This is a genomic window from uncultured Nostoc sp., assembly GCF_964247315.1.
Classification (GTDB): Bacteria; Cyanobacteriota; Cyanobacteriia; order Cyanobacteriales; family Nostocaceae; genus Nostoc.
This window is the reverse complement of the sequence record NZ_CAXTTT010000006.1, coordinates 17,170-32,145: the sequence shown is the minus strand read 5'-3', so window position 1 is coordinate 32,145 and position 14,976 is coordinate 17,170. Positions and strand designations below refer to the sequence as shown.

Sequence of the window (14,976 nt, the reverse complement as noted above, 5' to 3'; positions counted from 1 at the left end):
ATCACCCGATAAATTGGTTATCAATGTGGCATTAGTCACAACATTTTAACAAACAGAAGTTCTTTAAATCACTAACATTTTTTTAACAGTGTTAGGGCATGTCAGAAATTTATTCCTTAAGCTAATTTATAAGTTTATTTTGGTCCCTACTAAGTAGAGGCTTCCCACTTACTGGCTTCTCAGTTCTAAAACTGTGCCAGGTTATTTTTTCACAAATTACTCAATAAAACTATGACAAATAAAATACTTAGCTTTCTAAACCTCTTGTTTGGACTAAAACAATCCCGGCGTTATTTTCCAGAAGAAAAACAAGTCTGTGTATTCAATAAACGTCCTATATTATACCGAGGCTTTTCGCCCAACTCTGCACAGGAATCAATAAATGAACTGCAAGAGCGACTGCAAGCCCAGGGTTTTCTCTCAGATATTAGTGGTAAATTTGACTTAGAAACAGAAGAGGCTGTAATAAATTTTCAAAAAGCCAATAATCTTCAGGTAGATGGAATCGTTGGGCCATTAAGTTGGGCTTGCCTTTTCTACCCAAGGCTTTACTGCAATCAAAAAAGTATGTCTCCAAAAATACAGGATGCAGTTAAGGAACTGCAAATTATTCTCCATGAAGAAGGATTTTTCAAAAAAGAACCCGACGGGTATTTTAGTCGTGAAACTGAAAGAGGCGTTAAACGCTTTCAAAGAACTTATGGACTGAAAGATGATGGTATTGTTGGAGCTGCAACTTGGGCTGTACTTTTGGGAATGCGACAAAAAATAGAGAACAACAGCTTTCTCCAGTTAGTTTATTTTCTACCACCTCAATCCTGGTTTTTCTGGGAGCAGTTTTTAATGATCTCTTTCATTATGCTGGGTATTTACTGTAGCCCGATCGCAGGTGATGATCCTGAATGGAAAAGAGCCTTAGCAACTGCTTATGGACTTACCTGTATAGTGCCTTTTCTCTTGGAGTGTTTACCGTTAAAGCCGTCGAAGCAGCCAAGCTTACCGCTTTTACAATACGCTCCCTATGTGTTAACTGGTATCTTTTGGAAACCAATTATCAATTTCATGGGGGGATTATTTAATTAACCATTCGATAGTTGAATATATGATGAGCGATCGCTATGTTATTCTGTGTCAAATGTTTGCGTTGTCTACGACGGGCTGCGCCTACGCACATCGAAGACACGCTACTCTTACCCATCGCTGAAATAGAAAAACGACCATTCAAAAATTAAATCGCCTTCTTCTTTGCGTGAGGTAAAAATCAAAAACAAAGGCGGGTGCGGGGATTGAACCCGCTAATCCCCACAATGGTGGAGACGTAACCGATAATCCTAAATTCTTCGGCCCCGAAAGGCAAGTTGCGAACAAGGATAACCCGCCATTAAGTATGAAGGATAAAGTGTTTCATTCTTTACCCTTCAGCAATATCTACAATTCACCCGTAGCCAGCATCTGGATGATCCGAGGCGTACCTGGGTCGAACCCTGCCAAATCCCAAGACAGCGAGTCTTCAGGATCTACCAAAGTAATTTGGTAAGGTGTCAAGGTGACATACGCCGCCTTGACGTTGGGATTTACCTTTTTGCGGTACTCCTTCAGTGCTTGACTTGGATGCTTATACCCAGCCCAGCTTTCCGAGTCAGTCCAAAAGCAGACTACATCAGCTTTAAACTTGTTCTTAATCATCCAGTCATAAGCTACCGATGCATCCGTTCCACCGAAATTTTGATTGCTAGCTTTGCGAACCGCAGAACTAAAACTATCTTTGGCAGTGATACTTAATTCCCGGAATTCGGTAGCAAAACCACGAATCATGTAGTTTTTCTCTGCTTTTGCTGTCACCAGTGCCATTGTAGTGGCAATTTCACAGCAAGTCAGTCCCATATCTGCAACCATGCTACCCATAGAACCAGAAACGTCCACGGCGTGCATGAACACTTTACCTGTGGGTTGCACAACACCAAAAGACAGTTCAACCGCCTTTTCTAAAATGTCCACAACTCGAGGAACTGGGTTCCAAGTTTTCTTACTGCGTCCTAATGTTCCACCAGATTGATAAGTTTTGAGTGCTTTCAAAACATCAATTGGATGGATGCGACCTTTACGCAGATGTTCTCTGCGATTAAGAACTGCTTCCACTTGCTGCAAATTAGCGCTTTCATCTGTTTGCAACACACCCAGTTCAGTCAAAGAACCCAAGTTACGCAACATTGCACCTATTGGCATTTCCTGAAATAGTAGATGCCAAGCTTCCCGATCCATTTTGCCCACAGGTGCAGCCATTTCGTGGGTTAAGCGTCCTTGGGAAATAGCTTCATGAGTTTGAGTTGGATTCCGCTTCAGCCACTCATACCACCAAATCTGCGCCAACGCTTCTGAGGGGATATCTGCTGGCAATTCTTCCCAGCCTCTGACTACCCACTCAAATAGTTGACGGTGATTTTCTGTAGGCGGTTTTACATGGAATAACCGCAACGCATCCCGGTGGGAGAAGCCTTGACGCTGTTGATATTTCAACAATTGATAAGCTAAACTCTTGACATCTTCCCGTGAAAGCCAACTTTTACCAGCTTCCCGCACTACTTTGCCAAATCCCCGCAGAGATTTGGTGTAGTTCAACCATTCGTAGAAGTGGCTACCAGTGCGGACAACTTGCGGGAAAATTTCACCAAACGCCTGTTTTGCTTCTGGTGCTTCACCCATTGATAGCAACACTAAAGCCAAGATAGGCGCACTGTTATTGATGGCGCGTCCATCGCTAGCATAAAGAATTTCTTCTGCGACACGTCCAGGATTTTCGGCAACAGCTTGTCTGACAACTGTCACAAAATCCTCAGTTAATTCCTGTTTACCAGCGTAGTAAGTGCTTTTTGCTGTGCCAACCAACAAACAACGGCGCAGCATTTTCCAAATACCAGCATCAAACATCCAGCCGCCGGAACGTCCCTGAACCATTTCTGCTTCTCGTCCGGGGATAGGTTGATTTTGAGGTGTAGTTGTCTTCTTTTTAGTAAAAAAATTGTAATTCATCGTTTCATCTCCCGGCCCTTGCGGGCAAAAATGAAAGGTGGCAGAGCAGGAATCGAACCTGCGACATCCGGCTTAAGAGGCGATAACCCTAATTCGTCGGCCTTTTCAGGCAAGGTGTGAACAAGGATGTTTTTCGGCGCTCTACCAACTGAGCTATCTGCCACATAAAAATTTTGGATTTTGGATTTTGGATTTTAAATTTAATCCAAAATTATTTGGTGTAGCGGAGCGGGATTTGAACCCGCGACCTCTCGAACCCTAATCGATAACCCTAATTCGTCGGCCTTTGCAGGCAAGGGGTGAACAAGGATGTTTAGCGCTCTACCTCTGAGCTACCCGCCACATGAAAATTTTGAATTTAAATTCAATCCAAAATCTAAAATTAATTGGTGTAGTGGAGCGGGAATTGAACCCGCGACCTCCCGCTTGGCAGGCGATAACCCTCTATTCGTCGGCCTTTTCAGGCAAGGTGTGAATAAGGATATTTAGGCGCTCTATCCACTGAGCTACCCACCACATATAAATTCAAAACTCAGCATTAAATTTGCTGTAACGAAGTAGGATTTTTACCTACACCTCCAGAAGTTTGATCGAGGGTGTTTTAGTTATATGCGATAACCCTCAATACGTCCGCCCTTCCGGGCAAGGTAGGCGCTCTGCCATTTGAGCTATTCGCTACTGCTGAAAGTTAACTTCCTAGTGAAAGTTGACTTGTATTATTAATGTAGTACATGTAATATCGATTGTCAAGGGTCTGACAAACCAATTTAGGATTATTGCTGTGGAAAGAAAAGTCTGAGGAGTACAAGCAAGCCATTGCTCAGAATTTCGGGAGCAGATTATCCGAGATGTATGGCGATCGCTCTCATCACAACCCTCTTATTTTCTCTGGCAAAAAACTTTTGTGCGATCGCAGAACGATATTAGATAAGCAGAAGGTTGATAAACCTATAACACCTATTGAGTAAAGATTTTGCCGAAAAATTTGCCGTAACTTTGCCAAAAGATACAAAAAAGTGTCTCAATTTTTGCCAATATAATAATATTATTTCCCAAAATTCACTTGGCAAAAATCGGCATGAGTGAGAAATCCATAGAAGGTAACGGTAAGGCTTTTCTCGTTCTACTTTTGCCCATCTCGTTTTTGATTATTTTCCTAGTTACCACTTGGAGAATTTTACTGGCGGTAATTGTGCTGGTAATTGCCTTCAAGCTTTGGCAGGAATATCAATGGCAACAGTGGACTGTGCGAGTTAACCCAATTTTTCATCAATTGGTTCGTGAAAATCAGGGCAGACTGACGCCAATGGACTTGGCAATCAGAGGCAATTTTCCTGGAACAACGGCAAAACGCTACTTGGATACTAAAGCCTCGGAATTTGGTGCCAGTATAGTCAACTCTGAAGAGGCAGGGCAGTCTTATTACTTTATAACTGCCAGCATTCTCGGCAATATTCTTGATAGTAGTGAGCCTGTTAAAGAACTTCCGGCTCAACCAGTTACTAAAACAGCGCGATCGCTCCTAGCACCACCACCAACCACACAGGAGGAAGAACCAGAAACCGAATCACTCCCACAGCAAACCCATGAGGAAGCTAAACTATCGCTGGAAAAACAGTTAATTTTTGGCTCTCTCATTCAATCTGAGCTTGCTAAACGGCTAAATGTCTATTCCAGCACGGTTTATAAACGGCGAAACGATCCAGAGTTTCCTGAGTGGAGTCGTAGCAAAGACCCTGATGGTATTGCCTGGTCATACTCGGAAAAAACTAAGGAGTTTTTCCCAGTGGAGAAAGAAGTTTGAAGGAGGCAAGAGGCAGGAGGGGAAATTATCCCTTTATTCGACCGAGAATTATTTGGCTGCCCTGAACAAGAGTTTAGTGCTGTTGTCTTAAACCCTTGCTCCCTCTGGTCGCAACAGTTCTAGAGTACGGACAGTCTTACTCCTGCCTTCTGCCTCCTGCCTCCTGCCTTCGTTGATTTTTGAATTCTAAACCTACAGCATCATTGATGGAATTTAATCCGCTTTGTTCTAGCTTGGAAAGTAAACCTGCTAGAATTCGGCGTACCATCATTGGGCCTTCGTAAATCCAGCCTGTATAAACCTGAATCAAGCTAGCACCAGCAGTAATTTTCTCCCAAGCATCTTCAGGAGAAAAGATGCCACCCACGCCAATAATCGGGATTTGTCCTTGAGTTTGCTGCCAAATAAAACGAATTACCTCAGTGGAGCGATCGCGTAATGGTTCACCACTAATTCCGCCAGCCTCATCCTGGGGTGATTTGCCAGTTTGGTCAATCACCTGGGTTTTCAGTCCATCACGGCCGATCGTGGTGTTAGTGGCGATAATTCCCGCCAGTTGGTAGGTTTTAGCAAGAGTTATAATGTCAGCGATCGCAACCCAATCTAAATCTGGGGCTATCTTGACAAAAATTGGTTTATGTGTAGTATTTTCTTGTTGTAATAAATCTAAGATGGCACTGAGCATAGAAGCATCTTGGAGCGATCGCAACCCTGGTGTATTGGGAGAAGAGACATTAACAACAAAATAGTCTCCCAAATCTTTGAGTAAATGAAAACTATCGAGATAATCCTGTGCGGCTGCTTCTAGGGGAGTTACTTTAGATTTACCCAAATTTATTCCTATGGGTATGGATCGGGTTAACTCATGCTTTTCTTGTGCCAAACGTGCCGCCATTACTGCTGCACCACTGTTATTAAAGCCCATCCGATTGAGAGCAGCTTTATCCAACGGTAAGCGAAACAAACGGGGAGGCGGATTTCCTGGCTGTGCGTGAAAAGTTACAGTTCCTAGTTCTGCAAAGCCAAAACCCAGGTTAGACCAAATGCCAGCAGCTACTCCATCCTTGTCGAAGCCAGCTGCTAACCCTACAGGATTTGGGAAGTTTAGCCCAAACAAATTTTGTTCTAGGCGGGAATCGTACAGACATAAAGACTGCTTTAGGCGTTGGTTTATCCAACTAGCAGGGGTTTGCGATAGCCAATTAAAACTGCGAATCGTCTGCTGGTGTAACCACTCTGAATCGGTTTTTACCACATTGAACAAAAGCGGACGAATCGCAAGTTGATAAATATCCATTTCAATCCTTAAAACTACGCGAATTCGGTAAACTGCCGCGTTTCCTCTTTAGCTCGTCGGAGTTCTTCTTTAGCTTGACGGAGTTCCTCTTTAGTTTGCCGTGCTTCCTCTTTAGCTTGTCGGAGTTCTTCTTTAGATAGCCGCATTTGTTCAGCAATCTGCCGCATTTCTTCGGCATAATTTCTCATTTCTTCAGCAAGCAGCCGGGTTTGTTCGGCATAATTTCTCATTTCTTCAGCCAGCTGTCGCTGCTCCTCTTGTGAGAGCCTGGTATCTTCAGCAGACTCTCGCTCATCCTCTTGCGAGAGCCTGGTATCTTCAGCAGACTCTCGCTTTTCCTCTGAGACTTGTCTCTGCTCCTCTTGAGCATCAGAAGGAGTTTCGCCCATTTCCCTAGCACTCCATAATTTAACTTTAACGAACCTGTTACCTACAATTTTTAGCAAACACCTGTGGCAATATTACTCAGGGTGCTTTTCTGGGCATCTTATATATTACAAGTTATGTTAACCAATAAATCAGATGGGGCAGCCGCAAAAACCTATAGCCGCCGAACAGCAGATCCTCTCTTTGGGGCGCGTCCTCCAGAGCCTCAGAGAAGAAGATGATGTTGACGTTCTGATTGAAACTACTATTTCTTATCTCAAAGAAGAGTTTGACTACAAACTGATTTGGATTGCTCTTTACGATCGCTTGAATCACATATTATTCGGCAAAGGAGGCATTACACCCGATCGTGACATGAGCTTTTTACGCCAAAGAGTTGTTCTAAGTCCTGGAGATTTATTAGAACAAGTAGTAATTGAACAGCATCCTTTGGGCGTAGCTGATTTGCAAACTGAAATCCGTGCCGCCGAATGGCGAAAAATTGCCGAAAAATTCCACATCCAAGGAACGATTATTTTACCAATTCGCTACAAAGACCGTTGCTTGGGCTTGCTGTTATTGGGTTCAGAACGCTGGGGCTACCTACTGACAGGAGAAGCAAAAGCACGTTTGATGATGGTTTTAGGTGAACTAGGGGCAGTGCTTTATCAAAATGAAATGCATAAGCACCAAAAGCAAACCAGGCGAACCGACGAGCCATTATTAGAATTGCTAGAAAATTTACGCACCCTCAGCAACCTGAATCAAAGACTTGAAATAGCGGTGCAAGCAACTCATAAATTTGTCTCCCCCAACCGGACAAATGTTTACTGGTTTGAGCGAGAAGGGCGCTACTTTTGGTGTCGAATGAGCAATCAGCTGGTCAAAATGGATCGCAATTCTAGCAGTCAGCAAGCAGCGGGAATGACTGTACAGGAGTTGAGCGATTTTTATTATGCTTTGGCAGTTAACCAAATAGTCTCGATTGGTGATGCCCGCAGTTCTTTAAAAAGCCATTTTACAGCTAAATTGCTGGAACGCTTGAAGGTGCGATCGCTCCTAGCAGCTCCGATTATCTGGCAAAAGAACTTAGTCGGTTTTCTGGCGGTGGAAAGCAATGAACCTCGCATCTGGACGGACACAGACAAAAATTTTGTCCAGGGTGTTGCTGGTTTAATCTCCCTAGTTACACCTACCGAAAGCATGGAAAGCACTATTAAACAGATTCAAGAGGATGCTCAACTGACTAGCCAAGTTGCCCAAGGTATCTATAGCGAACATGACCTTCAGATAACTTTACATAGTTGTGCTAAAAGAGTTTTAGCTCGATTAGGTGCTACTCGCTTTTTACTGTTGCAGTATGACTCTGAGCAGAAGAATTATCAATTTACTTATCAAAGTCAGCCTCATAATCGCCGACCGTTGACATTTACCCTGCATACTCTCAAAGAATTAGATGGGCAGCTTTTGGAAAGTTCAACTCAAGCGGTGGAAATTGAGAACTTAGATGAAGATTTACGCTTTTTTAATTGGCGACCCTCGTTGTTAGAGAATAATGTGCGATCGCTACTTGTTTGTAAATGCACTCATGAGCATATACCAGCAGCACTTTTGCTGATTACTCATGAAAGCCATCGTTCTTGGACAACTCTAGAAAAGGAATTGCTGTGGGCTGTCAGTCAACAGATTGGTGTAATTGTTCGTCAGTGGCAATTACATAACCGCACCACTCAGCAGCAAAAAACTTCCCAGGCATTTGAGCAATGCTTACGCATCCTGACACAATCCCAGAACAGCATTGAGGTCAAAAAAAAGCATTTAGAAGGTGCATCTCTCGAACAAATAGCATCAATTTTGGGTTGTCCCTTAGCGCTAATGCTATCCTGGGCACCTGGTGAAAGTTGGGCAGAAATTATCCCTGGAGTGATTGACAATAGCCAATTTGGGATTTTTTCTGATGCATCTATTTCTATCCAGGCTGAAGCCTTAATTCAGTGGGCACTTGCTACAGAGAGTTACCTGACTTTGAAGGTGGATAATTTACCTCCAGAAACGCGGAAATGGTTGAATGTTCCAGACAAAAGTCAAATTTTGGTAATGGCATTACGTACAACTGCTGATTATGAAACCACTGGTGTAGTGTTACTTGTAGACTATCAAGAGCGTCGCTGGTCAGAACAAAACCTGAGTGCAACAGCAACTCTGATTTCTCAATTAGCCTGGTGGCGTCGTGAAAAGCAAATTACCCGACTTTTAGAATCTACAACCCAAGAATTACGACAACTTAATTGGTACAAACATCGTCGCCTAGAGGAAATTCAAAGAATAACAGCGCACTCCCTTAAACAAATACACGATTTGGGCATTCCTGCAAATGAACTGACTCAGATGCGCTACCAGCTATTACTGCGGCAGTTAGATCATACAGCCACCTCTATGAGTGGAATGCTAAAACTTGAGAACTGGCAGCTACATATTAGTTGGGAAACTATGTCCATAGCCAGTTTACTAAAGCGAGCGCTCGAACGGATTGAAAATTTACTCAAACAACAAAAGCTGTGGATTGGGGTACATGGTTTGGGACAATCAATTGATGAGCAAGAAGCGCCCAAGAATTCTTCATTAGTTAGAGGCGTTCCTACCTCCAGCGCTCAATCTGCAATGGCGATCGCTGGTGATATTGTCAAAATAGAATTAGTTATCCATGAATTATTGGTTACTGCCTGTAACCGTTCTCAAACCTGCAGCAGAATTGATATTTGGTGTCGCCGTTTAGATGCGTCAAAACCCTCAGATATAAAGTATTCTTCTACAAGTGAAGGGGCTGAACATCAGACATCGCTAGAATTATCGATCACATATAATGGTGCGATCGAACCACAGCTACTCACAGAACTATATCAAAATATACCTAAAGATGTGCTTACTCCTTCCAACCTCGACCAACCACCAGCTTTACATCTGGTGATCTGCCAAAACCTCATGCAAGAACTAGGAGGAGAGTTGAATTTCTATCAGTTACCAGATAATCGGGTAGTCAGTCGCTTGTTGTTGCCGTTAGCTGTTCATGATTCTTAGTACAACTTTGCCTAAAATCGCGGCGAATGAAGGGTTGAAATTTAAACGCAGATGCGCTTCGCATTCCCACAGAGAAGATTAGTACAGATGTGCTGTGGTTAATTACTTACTTGTACGAGAACTGCTATAACTACAAGCTTTAACAATTTATCTTTGTCACTGTCAAGGCTAATTAAACGTAAATATAAAATTATATTGGCAATTATCTCAACTATTTTGTATATATTTACTGAGTCTATAAAGAGTTCAACAGGTAGCTTTTGATAACTTGAATATCTGAAAAATACGTGACATTTTTTTAAATAGTAGTTAACATATAACTTGATAAAACGCTGATTAGCACTATTATTAATTTTAATTCCGAACAAAAATAATTAACTGGACAACTTTGGCAAAAGTTTTCTATTAATTACGTTTGTAAATATTAATAATCTGGAAAGTTCTAGCAATTGGTCAGTATTTAATTATTGGTTAAATATTAGAACAATATTTAATACTTTGCATGAATGATTAAATCAATATTAATTTTTGAAATTGCATATTGCTTTTACATATTTAATCAAAGTTTTATATTAATTTTGGAATGGCAATAGCAGCTTAAGCCTAATTTTTTTAGCTAATGAGATGGAATCAGTGCATCAAATTATAACTGTCATTTTATGGATTTTAAGTTTACAGCAAAAATAATTTTATAGATGCTACAAAATATTTACAAGCATCAAGAGGATTAAATTTCAACTCTTAAGCTACAGCTTAGAAGAAAACCAATATAAAATTTATATGTCTGGAGGAATCTATCAATGAGCTTTAGATACTTCAAGCATTGGTTGAAATTTGGTTCAGTCCGAAGCATTATTTTTTTGGCTATAATATCAATTTCTAACTTGTGTAGTGCATCGGCTCAGATAACTAGGAAAGGGGGAATTGACTGGATTTTAGTAGTAGATACTTCTGCTTCAATGCGTGGTGTAGGTGGAACGAAAAACATTTTTGAACCAGTCAAAAGTTCTATTACTGAATTTGTTAATACGGCTAGATTAGGCGATACGGTTACTATTTATAGCTTTGCTCGAGATGTCACACTAAACGCCAATGATATCACTATTAACAGTAATCCAGACAGAGGTAAACTCAAGCAAATAATTAGCTCACTTCAAGCTGAGGGTGTGCGTACTCATACAGGTAAAGCTGTGCAAAAGGCTTTGCAACATTCTGCCCTGTTAAATAAACGTGCTAACGCTCTTGGTCGTACTGTCAGTATCGTATTTCTGACGGACGGATTAGAAGATGTGCGTGGTATTCCTAATCCCGTTTCTATTCCTGGGAATACCCAGTTTCTACGTGAGCAACAATGCAAGCCCTACATATTTTTTGTGTCTTTAGGATTAAAAGAACACGAAAAGCAACTGAATGACTTTGCTAACAATCCAGCACTTTGCGGTAAGGGGCAAGTATTGCGAGATCCTGGAGGAGTTCAGCTGAACCAACTGGCTCAAAATATCCGACCAGCGCTAATTAAGCCCAAGCTTGATGTTAATCTACCCACTACCAATTTACTGCCAGTATTGCCAGGAGCAACTACTGAACCGCTCAAAATTAATAGCATCAGTAATGTCAATGCTAAGGTAAGTTTACAACTGGAAGACCCTCAGCAAAGTGGTATTCGCTTAATTTCACCCGATCGCACCATTGACTTAGTTGCTAATCAAGCAACAGTCATTCCCGTGCGTTTACAGATACCAGCACAGGCAAAGGGGGGCGCTAGTAGCTTGCGCTTGGTGTTGATCGGCACAGACCAAGCGATCGCACCAATTAAAATTGACCTACCTTTAACCATTCAGTCGAAACTACAAATACAACCTACAAAAATAGATTTTGGCTCAACAGAGGTAGGCAAAACCACTGAAACCCAAACTTTGGTAGTTCGCACTAATATATCTGGAACAGCCAGCTTACAGTTGCAAGGCAATTCCAGAAAGATTTCTGTAGCAGAACCTTCAGCAGCTATATCCTTACAACCAGGAGAAACTAGTATTCCTGTGCAGTTGCAGGTTGCTGATAGCAATTTTGAAGGCGATCGCACTTTCACCCTAGTCCTGACCCCAGATAACTCAATTGCTAGTCCTGTCAGTGCGGAAGTTCATCTACATATTTTGCTCCCATTGGGACGAAAAATAGTTATTTGGTTGCTTTTAGGGCTGTTGATGTTGTTAATTGCCCTGATAGTAGTTTGCTTGATTCAACGCAAAACGCCCTTGGAATTAGTCGAAGATTTCCGCAACCGCAACCGTTTAGAAGGAGCATTGGTAGTGCTAGAACCACTGCCACAATCATTGGAAGACGAAGAGATTAGTCTCACTCACCTACAGAAGGGTAGAGTATGCCTGAGTGATTTGATACCAGCCATTGTGGCTACAGATTCTGATGCTGAGTTAGTCACAGTTTGGCGGGCAGGTAAAAAAAATATAGATTTGCGGTGTTTGAAAGGTGTAATTTTTGTCAATACTAAAAAGATAAATACAGATGAACTCTACAACGAGGACATCATCCAGATTGGCAATGTTAAGTTGCAGTTTAACTGGATTGAACACCAAAGGCCCTCTGAGCCAAGCAGTGGGCAGACAAACTTTTGAATAATATCACAGGAAAGTGAATGTTAAGTCCCACGGTTGTGCGTCCCACGGTTGTTTTTCGACCTACCGTTGTTATCGGGTTAGGAGGAACGGGTTATGAAGTCGTACTCAAACTTAAAAAGCGATTCATAGATGTTTACGGCTCAGTACCAGAAGTTATTCGTTTTATTTCGATTGATACTACCGAAAATATCCAAGAACGAGAAAAATCACCTGATGGCACTAAGGTTTTCTTAGAACCTAATGAACTTTATGCAATTTCTGTTGCCAATCCCCTACCCCTAACACGTAACGACCACATCGCGGAATGGTGGCCTAGGGACATTCCAGCAGCCAGCCTGATCAGTGGTGCTGGACAGATTCGGGCCCGGGGACGGCTCGCCTTATTTGCGAAAGTAGGCGATATTGACGCTTTAATTGCTCAAGCAATTAATTCTGTCCGCGAAATTCGCACCAGCAAACAAACATTTACAGATAACTTTCAAGTTTCCAGTCGGGATGGTGTCGAAGTTTTTATTGTTGGCAGTTTGGCTGGTGGGACGGGCAGTGGCACATTCTTAGATGCGGCTTTTTTAACACGGCAACATCTGAATAATTTTTCCAACATTACGGGGGTATTTGTTTTACCCAGAGTGTTTGCCAATATTCCCCAAACTCACTTGGTCAAGTCTAATGCTTACGGTGCTCTTAAGGAAATCGAATACTTTTGGGGATTGTCACCATCTAATAGTATTGAGATTGATTATGGTATCAGAAAAATCAAAGCCGATCGCCCTCCTTTTGATGCTGTATTTTTAATTGACGGGGTTAACAAAAATGGAACCGTAGTCGGTCGTCCAGACGATTTGCAAAATTTAGTTGCAGATGGCTTGTACATCCAAATTGGTTCTCAAATCGGTCTAGACGCTGCTAACGTTGCTGATAACATTCGCGCTTATCTGGCAACTGGTGAAAAAGTTCGAGGACGCAATATAAATTACTGTAGTTTTGGCTTTGCTACCCTGACTCTGCCAGTACAGCAATACGAGCGGATGAAATTAGAGGATGCTCAAAGCTTGCTGAAGAATGAGTTAATGGCATCTACCCCAGCAATCGATTTAGAAAGCGACATCGCCCGGTTTTTAGAAGATTGCAAGTTAGCAGACGCTACTACTGTCTTGAATGCGTTGACTGAAAGCGATCGCGGCGGACAGATGAAACCCGAATTTAGAATTGGCGAAATCCGTCACGATCGCACAGCTTTGGCGACAATCAAAGAACTTTACAAACGGCAGTTAGATCAATTTGAACAACGGACGGCTCAAGAATTGGGATTGAATTTTCATCGCTTAGAGCAAACTGCAACTGCTGCGATCGCAACTTTCTGGGAACGCGGTCTTAACCGTCCCAATGGACTAGCTTATGTTTTGGACTTTTTGAGCAAACTTTCCCAACAATTAGATGAATTACAGCAAAATGTGCAACGCAAGTCACAAGAGGCACAATCTAGTTTCAATGCTTTGAAATTAGAACCACAAGAAGAAAAAATTAAAGAAGCCGCAGAAACTTGGTTCCCAAATAAAAACACTATTCAAGCTGCTTGCCAGAGATACAAAGAACGGGCTGATCAAAAGTGGAAGACTTATTTACATTGGAAACGGTGTGATAAAGCGGCTGAACTCTATGGTGTATTGCGGACTAAGGTAGAAGAAATCCAGGAAAAATGCCAACGTTTACATAGCAACTTAGATAAAGTTTATCGAGATTTAGAACAGAGTTATCACGAGGTCAACCGTCAAGGAAGTAACGATAATCCTTTTATTCACACCATTCAGCGCATCAATCTGCAATCAAAACGCCCCAAAGTTACTGGCGAAGATTTTATCCGTTGGCATCGAGAACAGTCTCAAACTTTAACGAATTGGTCTGAGAAAAAAGCTGAAGATGTCGAGATTGAAATTCTGAGATTTGTCGATGAAGCTTACTATCCTCTCACCAGTATGACTGTGGAGGAGGTTTTAACAGATAGCAATCCCGAAGATGCAGGGCAAGATTTGCAACAACTTGGCAAACTTGCAGTTCCTCTCTGGCAGTATGAAGTATCGGAAATTCCCATTCAACAGCAGCACCTAATCACAGAATTTTATTACTACGGAGTAGAGAGTAACAATACAGTTTTTAGCAATCCGCCTCTTTCTAGTCGCTTGCCTAGAGGAAATAATAATCCTTCTTTTGTACCGACAGGCGAACCTCATAAGGTGATGCTGTTTCGAGTCGAAATTGGTGTTCCCTTATTTGCGTTCAACGGCATGAGGGATATGGAGTCAGCTTACCTAGATCCCAATAAAGTCTTTAAGCATCTGCATCGCAATTGGACAAACTTAGCTAATTTAATTCCTCCAGAAGACGACGGTGGGGCGTTGCGTTGGTTTGCTTTAGCCCTAGCACCCGATCCGTATAAATTAGTTGTCAATCAGGGTAAGAAATATTTCGTTTCTACAGAACAAGCGAAAAGATTAGAAGGCGGAGTTTTGCCATTGGGAGGCGATCGCAAGTCAGCATTTAAAACTTTCAAAAGTAATTTACCTCTAGTCAAGGAAATTGCTAACAAAGTTGAGCGTATTACCCATGAAGACCAAGACAAAGCCAAATTTACTTTGCAAAACTACATCAATCACCTCAATCAGGTTTTAAAGGGAGGCAAGGTTGATGCCCAGATTCAAGAACAGGTAGAAATGGAAATCCAGGAAATTGAAGCTTACCTGGAAGATATAGATGTGATTATTTAG

General features: G+C 42.0%; 9 protein-coding genes and 3 tRNA genes. 5 read left to right on the top strand and 7 right to left on the bottom strand.

What is annotated here, in order from left to right:
• The first annotated feature begins 231 nt into the window (after positions 1-231).
• Positions 232-1,083 carry a peptidoglycan-binding protein gene (locus ACFE93_RS03420; protein ID WP_375472027.1) on the top strand — a complete coding sequence of 284 codons (852 nt, stop codon included), beginning with the start codon at positions 232-234 and terminating at the stop codon, positions 1,081-1,083.
• Here ACFE93_RS03420 and ACFE93_RS03415 read toward each other — a convergent pair.
• The 5 genes from ACFE93_RS03415 to ACFE93_RS03395 form a co-directional block, all read right to left on the bottom strand.
• On the bottom strand, positions 1,076-1,198 hold the full coding sequence (locus ACFE93_RS03415; protein ID WP_375472026.1) for a hypothetical protein: 123 nt from the start codon (positions 1,196-1,198) through the stop codon (positions 1,076-1,078). The two genes, ACFE93_RS03420 and ACFE93_RS03415, sit on opposite strands and share 8 nt — an antisense overlap.
• 230 nt (positions 1,199-1,428) lie before the next feature.
• On the bottom strand, positions 1,429-3,030 hold the full coding sequence (locus ACFE93_RS03410) for a TROVE domain-containing protein (RefSeq protein ID WP_375472025.1): 1,602 nt from the start codon (positions 3,028-3,030) through the stop codon (positions 1,429-1,431).
• 37 nt (positions 3,031-3,067) lie between these two features.
• Positions 3,068-3,193: transfer RNA gene (locus ACFE93_RS03405), tRNA-OTHER, on the bottom strand.
• Between the two features lie 53 nt (positions 3,194-3,246).
• Positions 3,247-3,373 (bottom strand) — tRNA-OTHER (locus ACFE93_RS03400).
• 44 nt (positions 3,374-3,417) lie between these two features.
• Positions 3,418-3,547 (bottom strand) — tRNA-OTHER (locus ACFE93_RS03395).
• A 561-nt stretch (positions 3,548-4,108) separates the two neighbouring features.
• On the opposite strand from ACFE93_RS03395, the gene ACFE93_RS03390 reads away from it, so the two are divergent.
• A complete protein-coding gene (locus tag ACFE93_RS03390; protein ID WP_375472024.1) occupies positions 4,109-4,834 on the top strand; it encodes a hypothetical protein in 726 nt (241 codons plus the stop codon).
• A 136-nt stretch (positions 4,835-4,970) separates the two neighbouring features.
• Here ACFE93_RS03390 and ACFE93_RS03385 read toward each other — a convergent pair whose 3' ends face one another.
• Positions 4,971-6,131, bottom strand: coding sequence for a quinone-dependent dihydroorotate dehydrogenase (locus ACFE93_RS03385; protein WP_375472023.1), 1,161 nt, complete (start codon positions 6,129-6,131; stop codon positions 4,971-4,973).
• Between the two features lie 14 nt (positions 6,132-6,145).
• A complete protein-coding gene (locus ACFE93_RS03380) occupies positions 6,146-6,520 on the bottom strand; it encodes a hypothetical protein (RefSeq protein WP_375472022.1) in 375 nt (124 codons plus the stop codon).
• A gap of 133 nt (positions 6,521-6,653) precedes the next feature.
• Here ACFE93_RS03380 and ACFE93_RS03375 point away from each other — a divergent pair, with 133 nt between their 5' ends.
• From ACFE93_RS03375 to ACFE93_RS03365, 3 genes are all read left to right on the top strand, one after another.
• Complete coding sequence (locus ACFE93_RS03375) at positions 6,654-9,575, top strand: GAF domain-containing protein (RefSeq protein WP_375472021.1); 2,922 nt, start codon at positions 6,654-6,656, stop codon at positions 9,573-9,575.
• 860 nt (positions 9,576-10,435) lie between these two features.
• Positions 10,436-12,208 (top strand): VWA domain-containing protein, encoded by a 1,773-nt coding sequence (locus ACFE93_RS03370; RefSeq protein ID WP_375472020.1) that lies wholly within the window; start codon positions 10,436-10,438, stop codon positions 12,206-12,208.
• Between the two features lie 20 nt (positions 12,209-12,228).
• On the top strand, positions 12,229-14,976 hold the full coding sequence (locus ACFE93_RS03365; protein ID WP_375472019.1) for a tubulin-like doman-containing protein: 2,748 nt from the start codon (positions 12,229-12,231) through the stop codon (positions 14,974-14,976).